25 protein-coding genes are annotated in these 24,745 nt (G+C 63.6%); 17 read left to right on the forward strand and 8 right to left on the reverse strand.

From position 1 onward, the window contains the following. Positions 1-46: 46 nt before the first annotated feature. Both Q9K02_RS07530 and Q9K02_RS07535 read right to left on the reverse strand, forming a co-directional pair. Positions 47-631 (reverse strand): FMN-dependent NADH-azoreductase, encoded by a 585-nt coding sequence (locus Q9K02_RS07530; RefSeq protein WP_305932338.1) that lies wholly within the window; start codon positions 629-631, stop codon positions 47-49. Positions 632-645: 14 nt separating this feature from the next. Further along, positions 646-1,347 carry a pirin family protein gene (locus Q9K02_RS07535; protein ID WP_305932339.1) on the reverse strand — a complete coding sequence of 234 codons (702 nt, stop codon included), beginning with the start codon at positions 1,345-1,347 and terminating at the stop codon, positions 646-648. Between the two features lie 106 nt (positions 1,348-1,453). On the opposite strand from Q9K02_RS07535, the gene Q9K02_RS07540 reads away from it, so the two are divergent. Then, the gene (locus Q9K02_RS07540; RefSeq protein WP_305932340.1) at positions 1,454-2,356 is read left to right on the forward strand and encodes a LysR family transcriptional regulator; all 903 of its coding nucleotides are present in this window, start codon (positions 1,454-1,456) and stop codon (positions 2,354-2,356) included. Here the strand turns inward: Q9K02_RS07540 and Q9K02_RS07545 are convergent, their stop codons facing one another. The 3 genes from Q9K02_RS07545 to Q9K02_RS07555 all read right to left on the reverse strand — a co-directional run bounded on the left by Q9K02_RS07545 (position 2,357) and on the right by Q9K02_RS07555 (position 5,051). Continuing rightward, on the reverse strand, positions 2,357-2,554 hold the full coding sequence (locus Q9K02_RS07545) for a hypothetical protein (RefSeq protein ID WP_305932341.1): 198 nt from the start codon (positions 2,552-2,554) through the stop codon (positions 2,357-2,359). It abuts the gene before it with no gap. A 243-nt stretch (positions 2,555-2,797) separates the two neighbouring features. Next, complete coding sequence (locus Q9K02_RS07550; protein WP_305932342.1) at positions 2,798-3,877, reverse strand: branched-chain amino acid aminotransferase; 1,080 nt, start codon at positions 3,875-3,877, stop codon at positions 2,798-2,800. Between the two features lie 598 nt (positions 3,878-4,475). Next, positions 4,476-5,051, reverse strand: coding sequence for a hypothetical protein (locus tag Q9K02_RS07555; protein WP_305932343.1), 576 nt, complete (start codon positions 5,049-5,051; stop codon positions 4,476-4,478). Positions 5,052-5,085: 34 nt separating this feature from the next. Here Q9K02_RS07555 and Q9K02_RS07560 point away from each other — a divergent pair, with 34 nt between their 5' ends. The 12 genes from Q9K02_RS07560 (at position 5,086) to Q9K02_RS07615 (ending at position 18,318) form a co-directional block, all read left to right on the forward strand. Continuing rightward, positions 5,086-5,823 carry a TlyA family RNA methyltransferase gene (locus tag Q9K02_RS07560; protein WP_305932344.1) on the forward strand — a complete coding sequence of 246 codons (738 nt, stop codon included), beginning with the start codon at positions 5,086-5,088 and terminating at the stop codon, positions 5,821-5,823. Between the two features lie 54 nt (positions 5,824-5,877). Beyond that, positions 5,878-7,410: an acyl-CoA carboxylase subunit beta gene (locus Q9K02_RS07565; protein WP_305932345.1), complete on the forward strand. Its 1,533-nt coding sequence runs from the start codon at positions 5,878-5,880 to the stop codon at positions 7,408-7,410. 119 nt (positions 7,411-7,529) lie between these two features. Continuing rightward, positions 7,530-9,569: a S9 family peptidase gene (locus tag Q9K02_RS07570; protein WP_305932346.1), complete on the forward strand. Its 2,040-nt coding sequence runs from the start codon at positions 7,530-7,532 to the stop codon at positions 9,567-9,569. An 80-nt stretch (positions 9,570-9,649) separates the two neighbouring features. Further along, positions 9,650-10,111: a methylmalonyl-CoA epimerase gene (mce, locus tag Q9K02_RS07575; RefSeq protein ID WP_305932347.1), complete on the forward strand. Its 462-nt coding sequence runs from the start codon at positions 9,650-9,652 to the stop codon at positions 10,109-10,111. A gap of 23 nt (positions 10,112-10,134) precedes the next feature. Next, positions 10,135-10,746: a glutathione S-transferase family protein gene (locus Q9K02_RS07580; protein WP_305932348.1), complete on the forward strand. Its 612-nt coding sequence runs from the start codon at positions 10,135-10,137 to the stop codon at positions 10,744-10,746. An 8-nt stretch (positions 10,747-10,754) separates the two neighbouring features. Continuing rightward, positions 10,755-12,911: a methylmalonyl-CoA mutase gene (gene scpA / locus Q9K02_RS07585; RefSeq protein ID WP_305932349.1), complete on the forward strand. Its 2,157-nt coding sequence runs from the start codon at positions 10,755-10,757 to the stop codon at positions 12,909-12,911. 309 nt (positions 12,912-13,220) lie between these two features. Next, entirely contained in the window at positions 13,221-14,231 is a 1,011-nt protein-coding gene (bioB, locus tag Q9K02_RS07590) for a biotin synthase BioB (protein WP_305932350.1), read from the forward strand. After that, on the forward strand, positions 14,228-14,614 hold the full coding sequence (locus Q9K02_RS07595; RefSeq protein WP_305932351.1) for a hypothetical protein: 387 nt from the start codon (positions 14,228-14,230) through the stop codon (positions 14,612-14,614). The genes bioB and Q9K02_RS07595 overlap by 4 nt, the downstream gene beginning before the upstream one ends. Before the next feature lie 58 nt (positions 14,615-14,672). Next, a complete protein-coding gene (locus Q9K02_RS07600) occupies positions 14,673-15,404 on the forward strand; it encodes a heme-dependent oxidative N-demethylase family protein (protein WP_340310040.1) in 732 nt (243 codons plus the stop codon). A gap of 23 nt (positions 15,405-15,427) precedes the next feature. Beyond that, entirely contained in the window at positions 15,428-15,820 is a 393-nt protein-coding gene (locus tag Q9K02_RS07605) for a lysozyme inhibitor LprI family protein (RefSeq protein ID WP_305932352.1), read from the forward strand. Continuing rightward, positions 15,820-17,877, forward strand: coding sequence for an acetyl-CoA carboxylase biotin carboxylase subunit (locus Q9K02_RS07610; protein ID WP_305932353.1), 2,058 nt, complete (start codon positions 15,820-15,822; stop codon positions 17,875-17,877). The genes Q9K02_RS07605 and Q9K02_RS07610 overlap by 1 nt, the downstream gene beginning before the upstream one ends. Before the next feature lie 180 nt (positions 17,878-18,057). Further along, positions 18,058-18,318, forward strand: a complete 261-nt coding sequence (locus Q9K02_RS07615; RefSeq protein ID WP_305932354.1) for a hypothetical protein — start codon at positions 18,058-18,060, stop codon at positions 18,316-18,318. Here the strand turns inward: Q9K02_RS07615 and Q9K02_RS07620 are convergent, their stop codons facing one another. The 3 genes from Q9K02_RS07620 to Q9K02_RS07630 are packed head-to-tail and all read right to left on the reverse strand — an operon-like array spanning position 18,319 to position 20,797. Continuing rightward, entirely contained in the window at positions 18,319-19,086 is a 768-nt protein-coding gene (locus Q9K02_RS07620) for a cyclase family protein (RefSeq protein WP_305932355.1), read from the reverse strand. 32 nt (positions 19,087-19,118) lie between these two features. Next, positions 19,119-20,240, reverse strand: coding sequence for a 3-dehydroquinate synthase (aroB, locus tag Q9K02_RS07625; protein ID WP_305932356.1), 1,122 nt, complete (start codon positions 20,238-20,240; stop codon positions 19,119-19,121). Next, positions 20,231-20,797, reverse strand: coding sequence for a shikimate kinase (locus Q9K02_RS07630; RefSeq protein ID WP_305932357.1), 567 nt, complete (start codon positions 20,795-20,797; stop codon positions 20,231-20,233). The genes aroB and Q9K02_RS07630 overlap by 10 nt, the downstream gene beginning before the upstream one ends. 48 nt (positions 20,798-20,845) lie before the next feature. Between Q9K02_RS07630 and Q9K02_RS07635 the strand changes: the two genes are divergently transcribed. Genes Q9K02_RS07635 through Q9K02_RS07650 form a run of 4 tightly spaced genes read left to right on the forward strand, consistent with a single transcriptional unit; the run spans position 20,846 to position 24,684 of the window. Then, positions 20,846-21,007: a hypothetical protein gene (locus tag Q9K02_RS07635; RefSeq protein WP_305932358.1), complete on the forward strand. Its 162-nt coding sequence runs from the start codon at positions 20,846-20,848 to the stop codon at positions 21,005-21,007. Next, positions 21,004-22,842 carry a hypothetical protein gene (locus Q9K02_RS07640; protein ID WP_305932359.1) on the forward strand — a complete coding sequence of 613 codons (1,839 nt, stop codon included), beginning with the start codon at positions 21,004-21,006 and terminating at the stop codon, positions 22,840-22,842. Before Q9K02_RS07635 ends, Q9K02_RS07640 begins: the two co-directional genes overlap by 4 nt. 9 nt (positions 22,843-22,851) lie before the next feature. Then, the gene (locus Q9K02_RS07645) at positions 22,852-23,730 is read left to right on the forward strand and encodes a tyrosine recombinase (RefSeq protein ID WP_305932360.1); all 879 of its coding nucleotides are present in this window, start codon (positions 22,852-22,854) and stop codon (positions 23,728-23,730) included. Between the two features lie 9 nt (positions 23,731-23,739). Beyond that, complete coding sequence (locus Q9K02_RS07650) at positions 23,740-24,684, forward strand: acetyl-CoA carboxylase carboxyltransferase subunit alpha (RefSeq protein ID WP_305932361.1); 945 nt, start codon at positions 23,740-23,742, stop codon at positions 24,682-24,684. The last annotated feature ends 61 nt before the right edge of the window (positions 24,685-24,745 follow it).

The following is a 24,745-nucleotide window of genomic DNA, read 5'->3' on the forward strand; positions in this document are numbered from 1 at the left end:
CTTCCCGGCACGTCGCTGGCGCGTAAGGGAGGGGAGGGTCGGAGGATTACGCGGCCAGCCGTTCTACTTCCTGATGGGCCGCGGCAATTTTCTCTTCGCCGCCTTCGCCCATGATGCCGTCCGCTGCGACTATCCGCACATCGGTCAAACCGAGGAAGCCGAGGAAGAACTTCAACCAGGGCGACATGAAATCGATATCGCTGCCGATCGCCGTTCCGCCGGTCGCTGCCGTGATATAGACCGTCTTGCCGGTGAGCAGGCCTTCCGGTCCGTTCTGCGTGTAGCGGAAGGTTCGCCCGGCGCGTGCGACGAGATCGGCCCAGGCCTTCAGCGTGGCGGGAATCGTGAAGTTGTAGACCGGTACGCTGAAGACGATCGTGTCGGCTGCCTCGAGTTCGTCGATCAGCTCGTCGGCGATCTTCGCTAGACCATGCTGCGCCTCCGAACGGTCGGCGTAGGGCGCAAGGTTGGCCGCATGCCGTTCGGCATCGATGAAGGGCAGGTCGTTCTTGGCGAGGTCGCGCGTGACGACGTTTTTGCCAGCGAGCTTTGCGACCAGTCTGTTGCCGAGGCTGGTCGAAACGCTGTCATCGCCGCGGATGCTGCTGGTGATGTGGAGGATATTCGTCATGGTTCTACTCCTGCTCAGGCCGCATCGACGAGGACGAGTTCGCTGTCCTCGAGGGCGGTAATGGTGATGCTGTCTTCCTTGGTAATGGCGATGCCATCGCGGGCCTGCGCTTCGATGTCGCCCACGCGGATGCTGCCGGTGGCCGGCACGAGATAGAGGTGACGGTCGGCAGTGCGCGGCCTGTAGGTCACGCTCTCGCCGGCCTTCACGGTCGCGCCGAGCACGCGGGCATCGGTGCGGATGGGCAATGCGTCGTCGTCGTTCGCAACGCCGCTGGCGAGGGGCACGAATTGTCCGGCGCGATCGTCTTTGGGAAACTGTCGCGCACCCCAGTCGGGATCGCCGCCGCGCTCCTCCGGAATGATCCAGATCTGGAACAGCGTGGTTTCCTCGTCCTCCAGATTGAATTCCGAATGCGCAACACCGCGCCCGGCGCTCATCACCTGCACATCGCCCGCTTCGGTACGTCCTTCGTTGCCCATGCTGTCGCGATGGGTGATCGCGCCGGTGCGAACATAGGTGATGATTTCCATGTCGTTGTGGGGATGGGTGGGAAAGCCGCTCTTGGGCGCGATCCTGTCGTCGTTCCACACGCGCAGCGCTCCCCAGTTGACGCGCGAAGGATCGTGGTAACCGGCGAAGGAAAAGTGGTGGTTCGCATCCAGCCAGCCATGATTGGCCTTGCCGAGACTGTCGAAGGGACGGTGTTCGATCATTTGCCTGCTCCTGTGAGGGAAGGTGTCGTTGGACTAGCAGATAGGCCTTGCCGTTTGTTCCGATAACTGCGATAAAACGCGGCAAGATGTTTAGGAAATCAGAACAGTGAAGCTGGGCGAGCCTAGCCTCGATCAGTTGCGCATCTTCCTCGCGGTCGCCGAGGAAGGAAGTTTCGGCGCAGCCGCGCGCAAGATGGGTCGGGCGGTATCGGCCGTCAGCTACGGCATCTCGCAGATGGAGGCGCAGCTCGGCGTGTCGCTGTTCGAGCGCGAGGGATCGCGCCGCCCGGTGCTGACCGAGGCGGGCAAGGGCCTGCTGGTGGAAGCCAAGGCGGTGGCCGATGGCATCGATACGCTCTTAGCGAAAACTCAGAGCCTCCACGCGGGCCTCGAAAGCGAGGTCTCGCTGGTCGTCGATGTGATGATGCCGGGCGAAGTTACGGCGACTGTCCTGCGTCGATTCCGGACGATGTTTCCGACCACCGCGCTGCGGCTACAAGTCGAAGCATTGGGAGCAGTGGCCGCATGCCTGCTCGACGGCAGCGCTGACCTTGCCATCGGCGGGCCGGTGCTGGCCAGCCAAGAGGAGCTCGAACGGCAGGCTATCGGCCGGGTCGAGCTGGTGCCGGTCGCCGCGCCGGATCATCCCTTGGCGCGATCAGGTGCGAAGCCGGGCGAAAGTCGCAAGCACTTGCAGCTTGTCCTGTCGGATCGTTCGCCACTGACCGAAGGGCGGGAGTTCTCCGTCCTGTCTCCCCAAAGCTGGCGGCTGGCCGATCTCGGCGCGAAGCATGCCCTGCTGAAGGAAGGGATCGGCTGGGGCAACATGCCGCGACACACTATCGCTGCCGATTTAGTGGAAGGGCGATTGTGCCAGCTCGATCTGCCGGAAAAACCAGGCGCCGATTACACGCTCAGTGCTTTGTGGCGGCGCGATACCCGGCTGAGGACGGCCGCCAGCTGGCTGATCGATGCGATGCGCGATGCCTTGAAGGAATGCGCTGACTGATCAGCGATCGGCGCGCAGCCATTGCAGCGCTTCGGCTTTCGTGTCGAAGAACTCGACAATCACATCCGGCGCGACACGCTTGTACTGCATGCGCATCAGCACCGGGGCACCGTAGATCGCGGTCCGGTTAAGGCCAAATTGCTTGGCGGTGCGAAGATAGTCGCCGATTTTTTCCGCAGTTTCGCGATCCTGGGGCACGGCAGTGGTGGAAATCGCCGAGCGAATAGATCGCCTTGCGCTGCTTGACCAAGGGCAGGCAGGCCTCGTTGAGGCAGGCGAACAACTCGTCGATCGAGTGCACGTCCCACAAACCGCCACAGCGGTAATGCAGTCCGTCATGCGCCTCGTCGAGTTGGGCGGTTACGATACGGTCGGTCGTGCTCATCGCCCTTGCATACCCCATAGACCTTGAAGGAGCGTAAACTGCGCGTGGCAGGCGTCTTACAGCCGCATCACCCAGCCGTTCGTATCAGCGACGCGGCCCTTCTGGATGCCGACCAGTTTCTCGCGGACCTTGGTGGTCATTTGCCCGGTGCCGCCGCTGCCGATGGTGAATTCGCCATCCGGGCCGAGGACCGTGCCGACCGGTGTGACGACCGCAGCCGTTCCGCAAGCCATCGTCTCGAGCAGCTTGCCCCTAGTGGCATCGGCGCGCCATTGGTCGATGCTGTAAGGTTCCTCGCGTACCTGCAGGCCCTCTTCGCGCAGCAACTGGATGAGGCTGTCGCGGGTGATGCCAGGCAGGATCGTGCCGGTCAGGGGTGGGGTAACCACCGTGCCGTCGTCAAACACGAAGAACAGGTTCATGCCGCCCAGTTCCTCGATCCACTTCTTCTCGACCGCGTCTAGGAAGACGACCTGATCGCAACCATTTTCGATGCCTTCCGCCTGCGGGACGAGGCTCGCGGCGTAGTTCCCGCCCGTTTTCGCGGCGCCGGTCCCGCCGGGGGCGGCGCGCGTATAATTACGGCTGACCCAGATCTTCACCGGCTTGGCGCCGCCCTTGAAATATGGGCCGACGGGGCTGGCAATCAGAATATATTTGTACTGCCGGGCCGGACGTACGCCGAGAAAGGCTTCGGAGGCGAACATGAAGGGGCGCAGGTAGAGCGAGCCGTCGGGGTCGCTCGGCACCCAGTCGCGGTCCGCCCCGACGAGCTGGCGGATCGATTCGAGAAACAGCTCTTCCGGCAATTCTGGCATTGCCATGCGCCGCGCACTCTCGTTGAAGCGGCGGGCGTTCTGTTCGGGGCGGAACAGGGCGAGGCCATCGTCCGGTTGCTTGTAGGCTTTCATGCCCTCGAAGATTTCCTGCGCGTAGTGCAGAACGGCCGCTGCCGGATCGAGACTGATCGGCTCGCGCGGGCCGAGCGTCGCCTTGTGCCATCCGCCCTTATCTGCATCGTAATCGATCACGACCATGTGGTCGGTGAAGAGCTTGCCGAAGCCCGGGTCCTGCAACGCCTGCTGGCGCGTCTCGCCGGGGACCGGGGCGGGGTGGGGGAGGTGCTCGAAATCCATGCCTGCGCGCGTAAGGCCAGCAGGGATTTTTCGCAAGATTTGGGAGAGAAGCTTTTGTCGCGTGCGGTAAGCACATCCGTGCTTCCCTTCGGTACCGGCCCACTCTGGATTCTTTTCTGGGTGCGCTATCGACATTCGTGGATAGCTTGCTGCACCAGCCCTCTCCCCCACCCGTCCACCCACGGCATTATACTGATTGGGTGGCCGGGTGGGGGAGTGGGCTGGTGCCGAAGGAAAGCGCGGATGCGCTTTCCGCTCCAAGCAAAAATGAGAAGGCCAGCCTCGCCCTAGGGAGAGACTGGCCTTCGCATGGTCAGCGGCCGGAAGCGCCGCTCACGTAGCCTTACTCGGCAGGAATGTTACCGAATATGCTCCGTAGGGATCTTCACCGACCTCGCTACTGAACCATGAGACATCGGATCACCTCCTTTCAAGCTTGTGAGCTAGATCCCCGTTTCACCGGGGGCCAAGACCGCGCTACCCGCTGATCTTGATTGCCAATTTGTTGCGCCGCGGCGCGCAATTCAAGGCTTGAAAAAAAGTTTTCCCACGTCAGAATTGGTTTTTGTGGCCCGGCCAATTTGCGCGGGCCTTTTGTCTATCGTCGGCAGTCTTCGATCACGCGTGTCACCTCGGCCCAGGCGGGGAGATAAAGCGACGGCGCGCCCTGTACCTCGACAGCGAAACGACCGCGGGTGAGCGCCATGGCATCGAGCAGCGGATCGCGAGGTTGCAGGTCAGTGAAGGCGAACGCGGGTTCGGCGCTTCCGGAAACTGGCGAGAGCGGAAGCGTCCGTGAAGCCGTTTCGGTGCGTATCGCCATTGCGCGAGCGCCTTGTCGGGGCATCTGCGTCGAGAGACGCACGGCATTCCCGTTGCATTCCATGATGAACAACGGAGTGCTCGGAGCGACTGGGCCGCCCTGGCTATCACGTTCGACAAAAGCTGCCTGACTGCCGCTGAAGCGCCAAGTGCCAGCAGTCTGCGGGCGGTCGATCCAGTTTGCCTCGACCGGCGGAGGTGGCAACGGAGCCGCGCTCGGCGTGGGAGTCGCAGGCGGCGTAGCTGTCGCAACCTGCTCGGGAGCAGGTGTCGAGTCCGGGGCCGGCACGCAGGCGGCGATGGTGAAACTCAGCGCGAGCGCGCCTGCGGCATGGGCATAGATCGGTTTCATATACCCTCAATGCCCGCTAGGCGCTTTCTTTCCGATGCCGACAAAGAAACGCCTCGATCAGATGCTGGTGGACCGTGGACTGGTCGAAAGCCGCACCCGCGCGCAGGCGCTGGTGATGGCCGGGCTGGTATTTTCCGGCGAGCAGAAGCTTGCCAAGCCGGGTCAGCAGCTGCCGGAGGATGCGCCGCTCGATGTGCGTGGCCGCGATCATCCCTGGGTGAGCCGCGGCGGCATCAAGCTCGCCCATGCGATCGAACATTTCGGGCTCGATCCGCGCGGCGCAACCGCCATGGATATCGGCAGCTCGACCGGCGGCTTCACCGACGTGCTGCTGCAGGGTGGGGCGGACCATGTGTTCGCTGTCGACAGCGGCACCAACCAGCTCGCCTGGAAATTGCGACAGGACGAGCGGGTGACCGTGCTGGAGCAAACCAGCGCGCGCATTCTGACACGCGAGATGATCGACCGTCCGGTCGGCTGGGTGGTCTGCGATGCGAGTTTCATCGGTCTCGCAAAGGTTCTGGAGCGCCCGCTCGAACTGGCCGAACGCGACTGCCGCCTCGTCGCGCTGATCAAGCCGCAGTTCGAGGTCGGGCGCGAAGAAGTCGGCAAGAAGGGCGTGGTCAGCGATCCGGCGCTGCATAGCCGGGTCTGCGACGAGGTGCGCGACTGGGCCGAGGGCCTCGGCTTCGAAGTGCAGGGGATCGTCGAAAGCCCGATCACCGGACCGGAAGGCAATGTCGAATTCCTGATAAGTGCGCTCCGACATTGACGCTGCGGCTCGCTCGGCTCTAGGCGCTTGGCCGAGAGATTTCACGGAGAGAGCATGTCCGCCAATATCGCCGAAATGGAACGTCGCCGCGAAGCTGCCGAGCTGGGCGGCGGGCAGAAACGCATCGATGCGCAGCACGCCAAGGGCAAGCTGACCGCGCGCGAACGGCTCGAGGTGCTGCTGGACGAGGGAAGCTTCGAAGAGCTCGATCGCTATGTCGAACACGACTGCGTCGATTTCGGCATGGAAAACCAGAAGATCCCCGGTGACGGCGTGGTCACCGGATCGGGCACGATCAACGGCCGACTGGTCTATGTTTTCTCGCAGGATTTCACTGTCTTCGGCGGCTCTCTTTCCAAGCGGCATGCGGAGAAGATCTGCAAGGTCATGGACACAGCGATGAAGGTCGGTGCGCCAGTGATCGGCCTCAACGATTCTGGCGGTGCACGCATCCAGGAGGGTGTGGCCAGCCTCGGCGGCTATGCCGAGGTGTTCCAGCGCAACGTGCTGGCAAGCGGCGTCGTGCCGCAGATCAGCCTCATCATGGGACCGTGCGCGGGCGGGGCGGTGTATTCGCCGGCGATGACCGACTTCATCTTCATGGTGGAGGACAGCAGCTATATGTTCGTCACCGGGCCCGACGTGGTGAAGACGGTGACCAATGAGGTCGTCACGCAGGAGGAACTTGGCGGGGCTAAGACACATACGACCAAGACCTCGGTCGCCGACAATGCGTTCGAGAACGACATCGAGACGCTGCTCGCGACCCGCAATTTCGTCGATTACCTGCCACTATCGAACCGCGAAGACGTGCCCGAGCGCCCGACAGCCGACGCCTGGGACCGCGAGGAGCCGAGCCTCGACACGCTGATCCCGGACAACGCCAACCAGCCCTATGACATGCACGAGGTCATTCGGAAGACGCTGGACGAGGGCGACTTCTTCGAGATCCAGCCGAACCATGCCGCCAACATCATCTGCGGTTTCGGCCGGGTGGAAGGGCGCACGGTCGGTGTGGTGGCGAACCAGCCGATGGTGCTTGCCGGCGTGCTCGATATCGCATCGTCGAAGAAGGCCGCGCGCTTCGTGCGCTTCTGCGATGCCTTCGAAATCCCGATCCTGACCTTCGTCGACGTGCCCGGCTTCCTCCCCGGCACGGCGCAGGAGCATAACGGCATCATCAAGCACGGCGCGAAGCTGCTGTTCGCCTATGCCGAGGCGACCGTGCCCAAGATCACCGTGATCACCCGCAAGGCCTATGGCGGCGCCTACGACGTGATGGCCTCCAAGCACCTGCGCGGAGACTTGAACTACGCCTGGCCGACCGCCGAAATCGCCGTGATGGGCGCGAAGGGTGCGGTGGAGATCATCTTCCGCCAGGATCGCGACGACCCCGACAAGATCGCCGAGAAAACCAAGGAGTACGAAGACCGCTTCGCCAACCCCTTTGTGGCGGCATCGCGTGGCTATATCGACGAGGTGATCTACCCGCACTCGACCCGTCGGCGGATTGCGCTCGGGCTACGCAAGCTGCGGACGAAGCAGCTCGAAAACCCGTGGAAGAAGCACGATAATATTCCTCTCTAGGTACTCCGCATGGATGGTAAGCGGGAAGCATCGCTGTAGCTTAGAAGGTCGGTAGCACGGCTAGACTCCGTCTATTCTCAGAGATAGCTTCCCCTGCGTAATCAGGAGGAGGCATTTCAATGAAGAAGACTTTGCTGGCAGCCTCGGCGCTTGCCGCTTCGACCATGATGACCGGTGTCGGCCATGCCGAACATCACGCGCTATCCGAATACGAACTGATCGACCGGAGCGAATTGTTCGGCAATCCGGTCGCCAGCCAGGGGCGTATCAGCCCGGATGGCCAGTGGGTCAGCTGGATCGCGCCCGACGATGGCGTGATGAACGTCTGGGTCGCGCCTGCCAGCGATCCGTCGAATGGCAAGGTCGTCACCGATGATCGCCATCGCGGCATTTCCAACCACCTCTGGTCGGTCGACAGCAAATACGTGATGTTTGTGAAGGACAATGACGGGGACGAGAACTACCACGTCTATGCCACCGACCCGCGCACCGGCGAAACGCGCGACCTTACCCCGCTGGAAGATGGTATCCGTGCGCAGCTGATGGGCGCAAGTCGCGACCGGCCCGGCGTTATCCTGGTCGGCACGAACGAGCGCAATCCGCAGCTGACCGATCTCTACGAATACGACATCGAGACCGGCGAGCGGACGCTGATCGCCGAAAACCCCGGATATGCGTCCTTCATCACCGACAACACCTACAAGCCGCGCATGGCGATGATCCCGCAGCCCGATGGCGGGATGCAGGCGGTTTATCTCGACGAGGACCTGACGCCGGGCGAGGTGTTCGCGGACATTCCCAGCGAGGACATGCTCAACACCAACATCGTCCAGTTCTCGCGCGACAACAACACGGTCTACATGATCGACAGCCGCGACCGCAACCTCGCGGCGGGTGTTGCGGTCGACCTCACGACCGGAGAGCGGCGGGTAATCGTGGAGCCCGAGCAGGCCGATCTCAGCAACATCATGGTCGATAACGATACCTACGAGCCGATCGCCTATTCGACGAATTACCTGAAGAGCGAATGGACCGCCCTGAACGACGAGGCGCAGGCCGAGCTCGACTTCCTGGATGCAAATCTGGAGGGCGAATTCTCGGTCACCTCGCGGTCGCAGGATGACAACACCTGGATCGTATACGACGGCTCGGCTCAGGCCCCCGGCCAGTATTACGTCTATGATCGCACCGCCGACAGGCTGACCCCGTGGTTCGCCACGCGGCCCGATCTCGCCGATGCGCCGCTGCAGCCGATGCATCCGCTGGAGCTGACGTCACGCGACGGCAAGACGCTGGTGTCATACCTCACCCTGCCGCCGGGCAGCGATGCCGATGGCGACGGGCGGCCGGACGAGGCGGTGCCGATGCTGCTGTGGGTCCATGGCGGCCCGTGGGCGCGCGACGGCTATGGTTACAACACGATCCACCAGTGGATGGCCAACCGCGGCTATGCCGTGCTCAGCGTGAATTACCGCGGCTCAACCGGCTTCGGGAAGGAGTTCACCAATGCTGCGGTCGGCGAATTTGCCGGCAAGATGCATGACGATTTGATCGATGCGGTCGACTGGGCCGTGGGCGAGGGTATCGCGCAGGAAGACAAGGTCGCCATCGGCGGCGGGAGCTACGGGGGCTACGCCACGCTGATCGGCGTCACCTTCACGCCGGACAAGTTCGCCTGCGGTGTCGATATCGTCGGCCCGTCCAGCCTCGTCACCCTGATCGAGAGCTTCCCCGAATACTGGAAGCCGTTCCTCGCCGGCACATGGTATCGCTATGTCGGCGATCCGAGCGATCCGCAGGCGCGCGAGGACCTGCTGGCCCGCTCCGCCATCAGCCGGATCGACGATATCAAGGTGCCCTTGCTGGTCGGTCAGGGCGGTAACGACCCGCGCGTGACTAAGCCCGAAGCCGACAACCTCGTCGCGGCGATGCAGGCGAAGAACCTGCCGGTGACCTACATCAACTATCCCGACGAAGGGCATGGCTTCCAGAAGCCCGAGAACCGCCAGAGCTTCTTCGCCGCGATGGAAGGCTTCCTCGGCACCTGCCTCGGCGGGCGCGTGCAGCCGATCGGCGATAGCTTCGAAGGCAGCTCGGCGGAAATCCTCGCGGGCGCCGAATATGTCGAAGGGCTGGGGGATATCTCCACCGGCGAATGATTTCGCGCGGCTAGGCATTGCATTGAGTGGCGCGGTTCCGTTAGCGGGATCGCGCCATTCGTTTTTGCAGGAGCAGGCGCATGAAACTCGGCCGTCTCAACCACATCGGCGTCGCCACGCCATCGATCGAGGAATCGATCGCCTATTACCGCGACGTGATGGGCGCGACGAAAATCCGGGAGCCCTTCGACCTGGAAGAGCAGGGCGTGAAGGTCTGCTTCGTCGATACGCCCGGCGATCCGACCGAGAGCGGCCCCAGCTTCGGCACGCAGATCGAGCTGATCGAGCCGCTGTCCGATGCCTCACCCATCGCCGGTTTCCTCGCCAAGAACCCCGCGGGCGGGCAGCACCACCTGTGCTACGAAGTCGAGGATATCGAGGAAGCGCGTAGCTGGTTCGAGGAGAAGGGCAAGCGCATCCTCGGCCCAACGCGCATCGGCGCGCATGGCACGCCGATCTTCTTCCTCCACCCGAAGGACATGATGGGCCAGCTGACCGAGATTATGGAAACGCCCAAGGAAACGACGCACTGGTCGAACTGAACCGCGCGGGAGAGAGGACCACGATGCTATTCTACGACAGCCCAAACCCGGCACCCAATCCGCGGCGCGTCCGCATTTTCGCGGCAGAGAAGGGCATCGACCTGCCTGCCCGCGAAGTCTCGATCCCCAAACGCGAGCAAAAGGCGCCGGATTATGTCGCCAAAAACCCGCGCGGGCAGACGCCGATCCTCGAACTCGACGATGGCACGGTGATTGCCGAAAGCGTGGCGATCATGCGCTATCTCGAGGCGCTCCATCCCGATCCGCCGATGTTCGGCACGACCCCGCTCGAAATCGCGGAGATCGAAATGTGGAGCCGCCGGGTCGAAATGATCGCGATGCCGCCTATTGCTGCGGTGTGGGTCCACACGCATCCCTTCACCGCCGCACTTCCCGGTCGCAATGCCGAGTGGGGCGAAGCCAACCGCCCGCGCGTCGCCGAGGCCTTCCGCTTCTTCGACCAATCGCTGGCGGACCGCGATTTCCTTGCCGGACCGGCCTATAGCGCGGCCGACATCCTCCTGCTGACGACAGCCGATTTCGCCGAGTTCGTCGGCTGCGGCATGCCAGAGGATTGCGAAAACCTGCGCGGCTGGCACGAACACGTGTCCGCCCGCCCGAGTGCAAAAGCCTGAGTGCGATCATGACCGACAAACCCACCTATGACGACTGGAAGCCCCTCGCTGACAAGGAGGTGAAAGGCCGCGACCTCACCTGGCACACGCCCGAGGGGATCGATGTGAAGCCGCTCTACACGAGCGAGGACACCGAGGGGCTCGATCCCGGCGTCCCCGGCATCGCGCCGTTCACGCGCGGGCCCTACGCCTCGATGTACACAGGCCGTCCTTGGACCATCCGCCAGTATGCGGGCTTCTCGACCGCCGAGGAATCGAACGCCTTCTATCGCCGCAACCTTGCCGCCGGGCAGAAGGGCCTCTCGGTCGCCTTCGACCTCGCCACGCACCGCGGCTATGACAGCGACCATCCGCGCGTGGTCGGCGATGTCGGCAAGGCGGGCGTCGCGATCGACACCGTGCGCGATATGGAAATCCTGTTCGACCAGATCCCGCTCGACACCATGAGCGTGTCGATGACGATGAACGGCGCAGTGATCCCCGTGCTCGCCTTCTACATCGTCGCGGCGGAGCGGCAGGGCGTCTCCCAGGACAAGCTCGCAGGGACCATCCAGAACGACATCCTCAAGGAGTTCATGGTCCGCAACACCTACATCTATCCGCCCGAACCGAGCATGCGGATCGTTTCGGACATCATCGCATATACTTCGGCCAACATGCCGAAATTCAACAGCATTTCGATCTCGGGCTATCACATGCACGAGGCCGGGGCGACCGCGGTGCAGGAGCTCGCCTTCACCATCGCCGACGGCAAGGAATACGCCAAGCGCGCGATGGAAGCGGGCCTCGATATCGATGCCTTCGCGCCGCGCCTGTCCTTCTTCTGGGGCATCGGCATGAACTTCTTCATGGAGATCGCCAAGATGCGCGCCGCGCGTCATCTGTGGCACGATGTCATGGAAGGGCTGGGGGCGCAGAACCCCAAGTCCAAGATGCTGCGCACGCACTGCCAGACTAGCGGCGTCTCGTTGCAGGAGCAGGACCCCTACAACAACGTCATCCGCACCACGATCGAGGCGATGGCGGCGGTGCTGGGCGGCACGCAGTCTCTCCACACCAATGCACTGGACGAGGCGATCGCGCTGCCGACCGACTTCTCCGCCCGCATCGCGCGCAACACGCAGCTGGTGATCCAGGAAGAGACCGGCATCACCAATGTCGCCGATCCGCTGGGCGGCAGCTATTACATCGAAAGCCTCACCGCCGCGCTGGTGGACGAGGCGAAAAAGATGCTCGACGAGGTCGAGGCGGCAGGCGGGATGACCGAATATGTCGCCAGCGGCAAACCCAAGGCGCAGATCGAGGAAGCGGCGGCGGCCAAGCAAGCCAGCGTCGACCGGGGCGAGACCGTGATCGTGGGTGTGAATAAATACCGCCGCGACAAGGAAGACGAGATCGACACGCTCGATATCGACAACCACGCCGTGCGCCAGAGCCAGATCGCGCGGCTGGAAAAGGTCCGCGCAGGTCGTGACGAATTCGCCTGCAAGGCCGCGCTCGACGCGCTCGCTCGCGGTGCAGCGCAGCGTGAGGGCAACCTCCTTGCACTGGCAGTCGAGGCGGCGCGCCACGATGCGACGCTGGGCGAGATCAGCCAGGCGATGGAAGACGCCTATGGGCGCTACGACACCATGCCCAAGCCCGTGCGCGGTGTGTATTCCGAAGCCTATTCGGACGATGACCGTTATGCGCAGGTGGTCGAGGGCGTGAAGGCGGTCGAGCGCCGCCTCGGCCGCGCGCCGAAGCTGATGGTCGCCAAAATGGGTCAGGACGGCCATGACCGCGGCGCGAACGTCATCGCCAGCGCGTTTGCCGACATGGGCTTCGAGGTCGTTTCCGGCCCGTTGTTCCAGACGCCGGAAGAAACTCGCGACATGGCGCTCGAAAACGACGTCGACGCCATCGGCGCGAGCAGTCTTGCGGCAGGTCACAAGACCCTCATCCCCGAATTGATCGGCCTTCTGAAGGAAGCGGGCCGCGCCGATATCAAGGTCATCGCCGGCGGCGTGATCCCGCAAAAGGACTACGACTTCCTGCGCGATGCAGGCGTGCAGGGCATTTACGGCCCCGGCAGCAATGTGGTCGAATGCGCAGCGGATGTGCTTCGGTTGCTGGGGCACAACATGCCGCCCGCTGGGGAAGAGGTAAGCGAGGCGGCGGAGTGAGTCTTTCTCGCTCACACAAGCTCGGATGGATTGCATTTCTCTCGGCCATCGTCGGCTTTCTTATTGCGCAAACCCTCGGCGCGACCACTGCGACACACTATTCGATAATGATCGCGATTCCGGTCTTGATTGGCCTTGCGATTGGTTTTCTTGCTCTCGATGCGGATAGCGAATTTAGAAATGGAAGGTGGGTCGCTCTCGCAATTGGGTTCGTTATTCTCACTGTTGCGATACTGGTCGGTCTCGCTGTCTATGTAATCTACTCGAGTACCGACCTCTGATGTCTCGATTTTGGATGAAAGTGTTTCATTGACCCAAATCCGCACCGACTGGACCCGCGAGGAAATCGCAGAGTTCTTCGACCTTCCCTTCACCGAGCTGCTGTTCCGCGCAGCCACCGTCCACCGCGAATACCATCCGCCCGAGCAGATCCAGCTTTGCACGCTGCTGTCGATCAAGACCGGCGGGTGTCCGGAGGATTGCGGCTATTGCTCGCAATCGGTGAAGGCAGACTCCGGAGTCGAGGCGACCAAGCTGATGGAGGTGCAATCGGTCCTCCAGCGCGCGGCGCAGGCGAAGGATGCGGGCAGCCAGCGCTTCTGCATGGGCGCGGCATGGCGCAACCCCAAGGACCGCGACATGCCCGCCATCGTCGAGATCGTGAAGGGCGTGCGCGCCATGGGGCTGGAGACCTGCATGACGCTGGGCATGCTGACGCCGCAACAGGCGGATATGCTCAAGGAAGCGGGCCTCGATTACTACAACCACAATGTCGATACCGGGCCGGAATATTACGAGCGTGTGATCTCGACCCGCAATTACCAGGACCGGCTCGACACGCTGCAGAACGTGCGCGATGCGGGGATCAACGTGTGCAGCGGCGGTATCGTCGGGATGGGCGAGACGCGCGAGGACCGGGTGGGCTTCGTCCACACGCTCGCCACGCTGGAGCGACATCCCGAAAGCGTGCCGGTCAACGCGCTGGTGCCGGTCAAGGGGACGGTGCTGGGCGACATGCTGGCCGACACCCCGCTCGCCAAGATCGACGATATCGAATTCGTCCGCACCGTGGCAGTGGCACGCATCACGATGCCGATGAGCATGGTGCGCCTCTCCGCCGGGCGCGAGAGCATGAGCGAGGCCACGCAGGCGCTTTGCTTCATGGCGGGCGCGAATTCGATCTTCACCGGCGACAAGCTGCTCACCGCGCCCAATGCGGGCGACGACAGCGACAGTGCGCTGCTGGCCAAACTCGGCATGACGGCGCTGCAGCAGGAAGAACCGATGCGTGCGTGCAAGGTGGCGGAGCCGGCCGAGTGAAGAAGTGGCTGATCCCGCGCGATCCGCTCGGCTCGACCGATGAGGAACTGCTCTCCGAATTCCGCGAGATCGATGCGGAAAATCTCAGCTACGATTATTTCAAGAACCTGACCTCGCTGTCGGTCCTGACGCTGGGCGGTGTCCTGACGCTGTCGGAGAAGGTTTTCGCGGAGCAGATCGAGGTCTGGCAGATGCTGGTGGCATCTGGCCTCGTCGCGGCGGGCGGGATCGTGGCGCTGCAATGCCAGGCCGACATTGTTCAGGTCTCGCGCGGGAAGAAAGCTCCGACTAGTTGGCTGCGCTATGGCCACCGGCTTGCCCCGGCGCTGTTTGGCGGCGGCATAGGCGCGTTCATGGCGCTGCTGGCAAGCTCCTTCGTGTGACACTCGGCTTTTCCGTCGATAGATTGCTGCCCGCGCTCGCGGCGGCGGGGTGCTGAAAATGGGGCTGGCGAAGCTCGGCGAGAGCGAATGGCTCCAGCCTGATCCAGACCTGATCGGGCGCGCTGAAGGCTTTGCCGCGTACCCGGAGGGAATCCAGCTTTCTCCGGATGGCGAGGCGTCTGGGGCAGAACTCACTGCTTTGCTCGGCCTGTCTGGCGGCTTGCCCGAAGCAGCGCGCGCGCATCACGAGGATATGTGCCTCCTCACCCTGCGTCCCGGAGAAGACCAATACCGCCTAGTCGGTGCGGCGGTCGCGTGGCCGTCCGACTGGACGCCGGCCGACAAGCTGGGGCTGCCGCTGCGTGCGCTTCATGCGCCGATACAGGGGTACGAGGAGCAGCTCGCCAGCGGGGTCGACAACTTCATGGCCAAGCTAAAACCCGGCGCGATCTACGGTCGCTGCAACTGGTTCATCGCCGCTACCGGCGAACGCCGCTGGGTCGCCGAGCCACCCGAACAGGCGTTCGCCCATGTCACTCCCGAGAACGCGGGCGAGACGCTGTTCGTTCGCTCGGAACGCCAGACGCTGCGCCGCCTGCCGCAGACCGGCGCAATCCTCTTCACCATCGGCATTTACGTGGCGCCCTTCGGCCAGCTCTCGCAGCCGAACCGCCAACGCCTCGCCGCAGCTGTCGCCAGCCTCATCGAAGGCGAGGGCGACCGGCGCGGCGCGGGGGCTTACGCTGGCGCGTTAATCGGCTATGCGAACCGGCGAGAGGAAACGTCATGAGCCTAATCGCCGCTGCGCTGGTCATGGCCGCGCAGGCCGCCACCAAGCCCAATCCGCTGCCGCCGTGCGACCGCGCGCGGGCCGAGCGCGGGGTGCAAAGCGCGATGAATTTCTGCGCGCACCGCGACTATCTCAAGGCCGATCGTGCGCTGAACGTTCAATGGAAGAAAACCGCCGCGGCAATGCGCGCCATGGATCGCGGCGACTTCGTGCCGGATGACGGCAGGCCGACTTATTTCGATACGCTGCTGAAGTCCCAGCGCGCCTGGATCGCCTATCGCGACGCGCATTGCGCCAGCGCGGGCTATCAGGCACGGGGCGGCACCATGGAACCAATGTTGGTGAGCTTCTGCCTCATCGACGTCACTCAAGAACGCACGAAACAATTGCGCGAACTGGCGGAGAGCCCCGAATAATGTTCTCGAAAATCCTGATTGCCAATCGCGGCGAAATCGCCTGCCGCGTCATTAAGACTGCCAAGCGCATGGGGATCGCCACCGTTGCGGTCTATTCCGATGCGGACGCGCGCGCGCCCTTCGTGCGCATGGCGGACGAAGCGGTGCATATCGGCCCGGCGCAGGCGTCGGAAAGCTACCTCGTCGCGGACAAGATCATCGTCGCGTGCAAGCAGACCGGGGCCGAGGCTGTGCATCCGGGCTACGGCTTCCTGTCCGAGCGTGCGAGCTTCGTCGAGGCGCTCGCCGCCGAGAACATCGCCTTCATCGGCCCGCCCGCCGATGCGATCGCCGCGATGGGCGACAAGATTGAATCCAAGAAGATTGCGCGCGAGGCGGGGGTGAACGTCGTCCCCGGCTTCGTCGGCGAAATCCGCGATACGGACCACGCGGTCGAGATCAGCGACGACATCGGCTATCCGGTGATGATGAAGGCCAGCGCGGGCGGCGGAGGCAAGGGCATGCGCCTCGCCTATAGCGAGAAGGACGTGCGCGAAGGCTTCGAGGCGACCAAGCGCGAAGGGCTCAACAGCTTCGGCGACGACCGCGTCTTCATCGAGAAATTCATCGAAGATCCGCGCCACATCGAAATCCAGATCCTCGGCGACAAACACGGCAACGTGCTCTATCTCAACGAGCGGGAATGCAGCATCCAGCGCCGCCACCAGAAGGTAGTGGAGGAAGCGCCGTCGCCGTTCGTCACGCCCAAGATGCGCAAGGCCATGGGCGAACAATGCGTCGCCCTGTCGAAGGCCGTCGGCTATCACAGCGCGGGCACGGTCGAACTGATCGTCAGCGGCGCGGACATGACCGGCGAAAGCTTCTACTTCCTCGAAATGAACACCCGCCTGCAGGTGGAGCACCCGGTGACCGAGATGATCACCGGCGTCGATCTGGTCGAATGGATGATCCGCGTGGCAGCGGGCGAGAAGCTCGCCATGACGCAGGACGATGTGAAGATAGACGGCTGGGCGATCGAAAACCGCGTCTATGCCGAAGATCCCTATCGCGGATTCCTGCCGAGCATCGGGCGGCTGGTGCATTATCAGCCGCCGGTCGAACCTTGGACTGACGACGGCTCCGAGAACGGCCGCCGCGGTGTCGACGGCATTCGCGTCGACGATGGCGTTTACGAGGGCGGCGAAGTCTCAATCCACTATGATCCCATGATCGCCAAGCTGGTGACCTGGGGCGAGACACGCGACGAGGCGGCGGACCTGCAGATCAAGGCGCTCGACGCGTTCCGGATCGAGGGGCTGGGCCACAATGTCGATTTCCTCAGCGCGATCATGCAGCATCCGCGCTTCCGTTCGGGCGAGTTGACGACCGGCTTTATCGCTGAGGAATATCCGGAGGGCTTCGAAGGCGCACCCGCCGATACGCAGCTTACGCGCGTTCTCGCAGCCGTCGGCGGTGTGATTGCCACCGCCGATGCCGACCGTGCGCGGCGGATCGACCAGCAACTTGATAGCGACTTCTACGCCCCGGGCGACTGGAACGTACGGATTGGCGAACGCGAGGAAGGTTCGACCACTCACGAAGTGAGGCTGGTCGAGGACGCGATCACCGTCGATGGCGAGCCGGTGGTCCTCGAGATGGAATACACGCCGGGCGAGGCAATGGTCGATGTAGCGCTCTTCGGAGAAGAGTCCGCCGAGCCCGAAGCGACCTACACTCTGCAGCTATCGCCTACCCGCACCGGCTATGCCGTCACCACCCGCGGTGCGACGCACCAGTTGCGTATCCTGCAGAGCCGCATTGCGCACCTTGCCGGTCACATGATCGAGAAAGAGCCGCCCGATCTTTCGAAGATGCTCATCTGCCCGATGCCGGGCCTGCTGGTGAAGCTGCATGTCGCTGAGGGCGACGAAGTGCAGCCGGGCCAGCCTCTCGCCACGGTCGAGGCAATGAAGATGGAAAACATCCTGCGCGCCGAGAAAGAGGCCGTCGTCAGCAAGATCAACGCCGGAGAAGGCGATAGTCTCGCAGTCGATGAAATCATCCTGGAGCTCGAATAGACCAGCCAGCCTGCCCGAAGACGTCCGGCTGTCGAACGAATATTGCCAGAATGCGCCATCGCGCGATTATTCCGTCCCTGCACGGGGCAAACGTGGTGAAGGCGCTTTGAACGACTCGGTTTATGACCGATACTGTGCCCCTTCGGTTCGCTTCTGAGGCACCAGGCACAGGAGTTAGGCATGGCACACAGGGGAACAGGGTTCTTCGATACGCGGGGTAATTACCACAAGACCCCGGAGGACGCGACGATCGCGGACCTCGCAGGCATTCTCGGCAAGATCGGCGATGGCGACAGCCTCGCCCCAGGCATTGCGCAGATGCTGTTGGAGCGGCGCGGCGAAATCGAGCGGTTGTTCGCCGAACACGATGCGATGATGGCGGATTACCAGCCTGTCGGCGCCGGGTCGAAAGTGACCCGGCTCGAACCACGAGCAAGCTGATCAGTCGATTATCGCGACCGCGCGGATCCATCCCGCGCTGGCGCGTTCGATCTTGACCGGGAAGCAGCTGACGGTGAAGCCATGCGCGGGCAGTGCGGCGAGATTGGTGAGCTTTTCGATCTGGTAATAGGGCTGGATGCGACCCGCTTTGTGGCCTTCCCAGATGATCGCCGGGTCGCGCTCCTCAGCCCAGCGCTTTGCCGTGTGGCTGAAAGGTGCATCCCAGCTCCAGGCATCGGTGCCGACGACTTCGACGCCGCGCTCGGTCAGCCATAGGGTGGCCTCCGCGCCGAGGCCGACGCCCTGGTCGGTGAAGTTCTCCGTGCCGTAGACAGCGCCGGACTGGACCAGCACGATGTCGAGCGGCTGGAGCTCGTATTCGATCGTGGCGACCGCTTGCTCAACATCGGCCCCGCTGACCACATGGCCGTGTGGCAGATGGCTGAAATCGAGCTTCACACCGGGCCGCAGGAAACGGTCGAGCGGCGCTTCGTCGATGCTGGGAGCGGGGCGGGCACCGTTATCCGTGGTGGAGTGATAGTGCCATGGCGCATCCATATGCGTGCCGTTGTGCGTCGAGAGCTCCAGCATCTCGACCGCCCAGCCTTCGCCATCCGGCAGGTCGTCCTTTTCCAGCCCGGGAAAGAACATCGCGATCTGTTCCCACGTGCTCTCGTGGGTCATATATTGGATCTTCGGTCGCATGACTTCGGGGTCGGAGACGACATCGTTCGTGATGGGGATAGACAGGTCGATGAAGCGCGTCATGCTGCGCAGCATGAGCGCAGCATTCTGGCCCGTCAATGCGCCTGCAGTTGCGCGTCGAGGAACGCCGCGACGCCTGCCAGATCGACGTCTTTCGCGAGGTACGCCTCGCCGATACCACGCAGCAGGATGAAGGGCAGCGTGCCGCCCGCGTCCATCTTCTTGTCATGCAGCATGTGCGCCACCAGTGCGCTGCCATCGCATTCGAGGCCAAGCGCCGCGATTTCGGCCGGCAGCCCCGCCTTGTCGATCGCGCGGGTCACGCGTGCAGCGTCGTCTTCGGAAATTCCGCCTCGCCGCGCCGAATACCGCGCGGCCAGCACCATGCCGAGCGCGACGCCTTCGCCGTGCAGCAGGCGATCGGAAAAGCCGGTCTCCGCTTCGAGGGCATGACCGAAAGTATGGCCGAGGTTCAGCAATGCGCGCGTACCGGTCGTCTCGCGCTCGTCCTCGGCGACGATGCGAGCCTTCGCGGCGACGCTGGTGGCGACGGCATGTTCGAGCGGCGCATCTTCGAGTGCGAGCACCTTCTTGCCATGCTCTTCCAGCCAGTCGAAAAAGCCTGCATCGCCCAGCACCCCGTATTTCAACACCTCGGCATAGCCTGCGCGCATCTCTCGCTCGGGCAAAGTCGCCAGCGCATCGAGATCGGCCAGCACCAGAGAGGGCTGGTGGAACGCGCCGACAAGGTTTTTGCCTGCCGATGTATTGATCGCGGTCTTGCCGCCGACCGAACTGTCGACCTGGGCGAGGAGCGTCGTGGGCAATTGCACGAAGCCGCAGCCGCGCTTGACGATGGAACACGCGAAGCCGGTGAGGTCGCCGACCACCCCGCCGCCGAGTGCGAACACATGATCGCCACGCGTGATGCCGAGACCGAGCAGCCAGTCGACCAAGTCCTGCAATCCCGCCCAGCTTTTCGCGGCCTCGCCCGGTTCAATGAGGTACCAGGCGATTTCGAAGCCGTCAGCTGCAAGCGAATGCGCGAGGCGCTCGCCGTGGTGCTTCAAGGCATTGCGATCGGCTACGACCGGTACTTTGCGGCCATGATAGGGCCCGATGAAAGCGCATGCGAGCGAGAGCGCTTCGTCCAGCAACCCCTTGCCGACATGCACTTCGTAGCTTCTGCCAGCGAGTTCGACCGGGATCACAGCCATGCGTCGATCGCCTCCAAGATGCGCAGCGCGGTCTGGTGATGCGGCCCGTCGTCGGTCACCACATGCAGCTGTGCCTGCGCGTAGGCGCCGCTGCGCTGGTCCTTCAGGTTCGTGAGGATCTCTCTCGGGTCGCCTTTTTTCAGCAGGGGACGGGTGTTGCGCCTGCCGGTCCGTTCGACCAGCGTATCGATGTCGCAATCGAGCCAGACTGCGATGGCCTTGTCGACGATCAGCGCCCGGGTCTCGGCATCGATGAATGCGCCGCCACCCGTTGCGATGACCCCATGATCCTCCTCCATCAGCCGCGCGATCACGCGGCGTTCGCCTTCACGGAAATAGGCTTCCCCGTGCGCCTCGAAAATTTCCGCGATGCTGCGATCCGCCGCGCGCTCGATCTCGTCGTCTGCGTCGATGAAGTCGGTTTGCATCAAGGCCGCTAGCCGCCGCCCGACCGTGGATTTGCCGACTCCCATCAAACCGACCAGCACCACCGGCCGGTCGATCCGCCGGATGATGGCGCAAATGGCATCTTGTGTGATGGCAGGCGCTTCGGTCATTGCCGCCGTGCCTAGAGATGGGCTAGGGCGCGGGCAAGGTATCAGCACTTGAAGCGGGACGCGAAAAACTTGGCCATGGACAGCAAGCGGATCGGAGGCATCGCGGTGTTGATTATCGTCGCGCTCTGCATCCTGGCCTGGATCGATGGCGGCGAAGAACCGCTGCATCCGATCGAGCAGGAGATCACGCTGCCGGGAGCGGCGCGATGAAGGCTGCATGGCTGGTCGGCGGCGCGGTACTGGCGCTATGTTCATCGCTCGTCGTCGCGCAATCGGCACCGACCGATCTGTTGCCACCGGGGTTCGAAGATCCCGCGCCCACTCCCACCCCTTCTCCGGCACCATCGGCGACGCCGAGTTCCGGAGCGACGCCTCCCAGTCGTTCGGGCGAGATCGTCCAGCCGATCCCCGATCAGCCCGCCGAAAGCTCAAGTTCCAATTCGACCAGTCTCGACCTCTCCCGTCTGCCGACGCTGGAGCAGCTGGAAAACATGTCGACCGACGAACTCGACGAGCTACTCGGCCTGAAACCCAAATTCGACATTCCGCCCGCCGCCCGGCGCTCGACCGAGCGTGCGGGAGTGATATCGACGGCTGAGGGCGGCTTGCCCGGTGCATCGCTGGCGCGGCAGCCTGCCGCTCTCGTCCGCGCTGCATTGGCCGGGACGCAATCGCCGCTGGTCTCGCGTTGGGGCCACATCCTGCTTCGCCGTGCGCTTGCCAGCCGTTTGGCCGCGCCCGAGGGCATGGACCCGATCGAGTTCGCTACGCTGCGAGTGCGAGCCCTGAACGCGATGGGCGAATACGCGGTCGCACGCGCCCTGGTGCAGGATATCGACACGGCGAATTATTCGCCCGCGCTCGTCGATGCCGCGATCGACGCTTACGTTGGTACGGCCGATATCGTCGGTGCTTGTCCGGCAGTGCGCCTGGTCGACACCGATCGCGAGGATCCGCAATGGAACATGCTGGCGGGCATCTGCAATGCTTACGCCGGTGAAGCCACCCGCGCGCAGAACGACCTGCGCCGCCTGCAGTCCCGCGGGCAGGGCGAAACGATCGATGTCCTCTTTGCCCAGAGGTTTGCCGGGGCGGCAGGAGATGGCCGGCGCGCGGTCACCATCGAGTGGGACGGCGTGGAGCAGATCACGCCCTGGCGCTTCGCCATGGCCAACGCCCTGGGCGAGCCGATCCCCGAAGACTTGATGGAAGGTTTGGGTCCGCAGCTTTTGAAAAGCGCGGCTCTCACGCCGGCTCTGGGCGCTGCCGAGCGTTCCGATGCAGCCGATATTGCGGCGCAGAGCGGCATTTTCTCGGCCACTGCGATGGTCGATCTCTACAGCCAGGTTTTCGCCGATGGGGGCGAGGACAGCGAAGCCTATCGCCGCGCATCGCGCCTTCGCGAAGCCTATGTCGGCAGCGATCCTTCCACTCGCCTCCGCGCCATCCGCGATGTGTGGGGAGACGGCGGAGACTTCGGTTATGGACGCCGCGTGCTGACCGCCTATGCCGCGGCGCGCTTGCCTGCGGACGATGCGCTGGACCACGAAGCAGGCGAACTCATTGCTTCCATGCTTACCGCCGGCCTCGACCGTGACGCCATGCGCTGGTCGGGCATCGTCGACGAGGGAAGCCTCGGCTGGGCCTTGCTGGCCCTGGCCGCGCCGACGCGTAGCGAAGCTGTTACCGACGGCGAACTCGACAGTTTCGTCGATGCCGATGAATCGGGCAGGCAACGCAAGTCGCGCATGTTTCTTGCCGGACTTGCCGGGTTGGAACGTGTAGGATCGGGCGAGATCGACGAATACAGCGGTCGGCTTTCCATGAGCCTTGGCGGCCAGACGCGCTGGACCAGGGCTATCGATGCGGCGGCGAACGCGGGCAATCCGGCGCTGGTGGCCATTCTCGCCGGCCTCGGAATGCAGGGCGATAGCTGGGACCGTATGACGGCGCGGCATCTCTTCCATATCGTGTCCGCGCTGCGCCGCGTGGGACTGGAAGCCGAAGCGCGCATGATCGCCGCGGAGGCGGTCGCACGGGCCTGAGGTCGGGCAGTGAATGCGATCGACGATTTTCTGGCTATGCTCTCCGCAGAACGCGGAGCCGCTCGAAACACGATCCTCGCCTATGGCCGCGATCTCGAACAGGCGGAGGAAATGCTGGGTGGCGAGCTGGCGCAAGCGCAACCTGCGCAATTGGCAAAGCTGGCCCAAGGCTGGTCCGCTCTCGCCCCATCGACGGTCGCGCGCAAGATGTCCGCGCTGAGGCAGTTTTTCGGCTTTCTCGTCGACGAGGGCATGCGGTCGGACGATCCTACCCACGCCCTGCCGCGTCCGACGACGCGAAGGCCGCTCCCCAAAATTCTCTCTCACGACGAGATCGAACGATTGTTCAGGACTGGGGAAGAGGAGGCCGCAGGCGATTCTCCTCAGGCGATCCGAATGCTCGTCCTGTTGGAAATGCTTTACGGCTCGGGATTGCGGGCGACAGAGCTGGTCTCGCTACCGCTTGCTGCCGTCCCGCGCGACGCGCCGTTCCTGACGGTGACAGGAAAGGGCGGGCAAGCGCGCATGGTGCCGGTCAGTCGCCGTGCCAAAGCTGCCCTGTCGCGCTGGCTCGCGGTCCGGCCCGATGGCTCACCATGGCTCTTTCCGTCACGCAGCGGGCATCTTTCGCGCGTTCGCCTGTTCCAGCTGGTCAAGGCGTTGGCGGCCCGTGCCGATCTGGCACCCGAAAAGCTGAGTCCGCATGTGCTGCGCCATGCCTTTGCGACGCATCTGCTGGAGGGCGGGGCGGACTTGCGCGCTCTCCAGACCCTGCTGGGTCATGCCGATATCTCCACCACGCAGATCTACACACATGTCGATGCCACCCGGCTGGTCGAACTGGTCAACCAGCGCCACCCGCTTGCGAAAGAGCGCGCATCGGACTAGCGGAGCGCGATGATTTCCTACCTCGAATTCGAGAAGCCGGTCGCCGAGCTTGAACAACGCATCGCCGAACTGCGCGCCGCTGCCGAAGGCGACGACGTCGATATTTCCAACGAGTTGCAGCGGCTCGAGCTGAAGAGCGCAGCGCTTCTCACCAGCACTTACGAAACGCTGACGCCGTGGCAGAAAACGCAGGTGGCCCGTCATCCCTCGCGTCCGCATTTCCGCGACTATGTCGAGTACGCCTTCGACGAGTTCGTCCCGCTCGGCGGGGATCGGTCTTATGGCGAGGACGAGGCGATCCTCGGCGGTTTCGCCAAGCTCGATGGGCGCAAGGTCGTCCTGATCGGTCACGAAAAGGGCAACGATACGGCCAGCCGCCTGCGTCACAATTTCGGCATGGGCAAGCCGGAAGGCTATCGCAAGGCGATCCGTCTGATGGAATTGGCGGGGCGGTTCGATCTGCCCGTCGTCACGCTGGTCGATACCTCGGGCGCGTTTCCCGGCGTAGAGGCCGAAGAGCGCGGGCAGGCGGAAGCCATCGCCCGCTCGACCGAGGCGTGCCTCGCGCTACCGGTTCCCATGGTCGCCGCAATCGTGGGCGAGGGCGGGTCCGGCGGTGCCGTGGCCCTCGCGAGCGCCGAGCGCGTGCTGATGATGGAGCACGCGGTCTACTCGGTGATTTCCCCCGAAGGCTGCGCTTCGATCCTCTGGCGCACGGCCGAAAGGGCGCCCGATGCAGCCGAGGCGATGAAGGTGACAGCGCAAGATCTCGAAGTCCTCGGCGTGATCGATCGAATCATCGCAGAGCCCGTCGGTGGTGCTCATCGCGATCCGCCTGCAGCGGCAACTTCTCTGGGCGATGCGATTGCCGAAGAATTGGACAAGCTTGGTCGCTATTCGGCAGACGAGCTCAAACGGATGCGCGAAGAGCGTTTTCTCCGCATCGCAGGCTAGCGACGCATTCGCTCGGCGGGAACAAAGCGACCCGCCGCCATGTTCTCCCATGCGTACACGA

The organism is Qipengyuania profundimaris, from assembly GCF_030717945.1.
Taxonomy (GTDB): Bacteria; Pseudomonadota; Alphaproteobacteria; order Sphingomonadales; family Sphingomonadaceae; genus Qipengyuania; species Qipengyuania profundimaris.

Excerpts from the sequence above, each read along its gene's own strand:
- Q9K02_RS07530 (WP_305932338.1), bottom strand. The coding sequence starts at position 631 with ATGACGAATATCCTCCACATCACCAGCAGCATCCGCGGCGATGACAGC.
- Q9K02_RS07535 (WP_305932339.1), bottom strand. The coding sequence starts at position 1,347 with ATGATCGAACACCGTCCCTTCGACAGTCTCGGCAAGGCCAATCATGGC.
- Q9K02_RS07550 (WP_305932342.1), bottom strand. The coding sequence starts at position 3,877 with ATGGATTTCGAGCACCTCCCCCACCCCGCCCCGGTCCCCGGCGAGACG.
- Q9K02_RS07555 (WP_305932343.1), bottom strand. The coding sequence starts at position 5,051 with ATGAAACCGATCTATGCCCATGCCGCAGGCGCGCTCGCGCTGAGTTTC.
- Q9K02_RS07560 (WP_305932344.1), top strand. The coding sequence starts at position 5,086 with ATGCCGACAAAGAAACGCCTCGATCAGATGCTGGTGGACCGTGGACTG.
- Q9K02_RS07565 (WP_305932345.1), top strand. The coding sequence starts at position 5,878 with ATGTCCGCCAATATCGCCGAAATGGAACGTCGCCGCGAAGCTGCCGAG.
- Q9K02_RS07570 (WP_305932346.1), top strand. The coding sequence starts at position 7,530 with ATGAAGAAGACTTTGCTGGCAGCCTCGGCGCTTGCCGCTTCGACCATG.
- mce (WP_305932347.1), top strand. The coding sequence starts at position 9,650 with ATGAAACTCGGCCGTCTCAACCACATCGGCGTCGCCACGCCATCGATC.
- Q9K02_RS07580 (WP_305932348.1), top strand. The coding sequence starts at position 10,135 with ATGCTATTCTACGACAGCCCAAACCCGGCACCCAATCCGCGGCGCGTC.
- scpA (WP_305932349.1), top strand. The coding sequence starts at position 10,755 with ATGACCGACAAACCCACCTATGACGACTGGAAGCCCCTCGCTGACAAG.
- Q9K02_RS07600 (WP_340310040.1), top strand. The coding sequence starts at position 14,673 with ATGGGGCTGGCGAAGCTCGGCGAGAGCGAATGGCTCCAGCCTGATCCA.
- Q9K02_RS07605 (WP_305932352.1), top strand. The coding sequence starts at position 15,428 with ATGGCCGCGCAGGCCGCCACCAAGCCCAATCCGCTGCCGCCGTGCGAC.
- Q9K02_RS07610 (WP_305932353.1), top strand. The coding sequence starts at position 15,820 with ATGTTCTCGAAAATCCTGATTGCCAATCGCGGCGAAATCGCCTGCCGC.
- Q9K02_RS07615 (WP_305932354.1), top strand. The coding sequence starts at position 18,058 with ATGGCACACAGGGGAACAGGGTTCTTCGATACGCGGGGTAATTACCAC.
- Q9K02_RS07620 (WP_305932355.1), bottom strand. The coding sequence starts at position 19,086 with ATGACGCGCTTCATCGACCTGTCTATCCCCATCACGAACGATGTCGTC.
- aroB (WP_305932356.1), bottom strand. The coding sequence starts at position 20,240 with ATGGCTGTGATCCCGGTCGAACTCGCTGGCAGAAGCTACGAAGTGCAT.
- Q9K02_RS07630 (WP_305932357.1), bottom strand. The coding sequence starts at position 20,797 with ATGACCGAAGCGCCTGCCATCACACAAGATGCCATTTGCGCCATCATC.
- Q9K02_RS07640 (WP_305932359.1), top strand. The coding sequence starts at position 21,004 with ATGAAGGCTGCATGGCTGGTCGGCGGCGCGGTACTGGCGCTATGTTCA.
- Q9K02_RS07650 (WP_305932361.1), top strand. The coding sequence starts at position 23,740 with ATGATTTCCTACCTCGAATTCGAGAAGCCGGTCGCCGAGCTTGAACAA.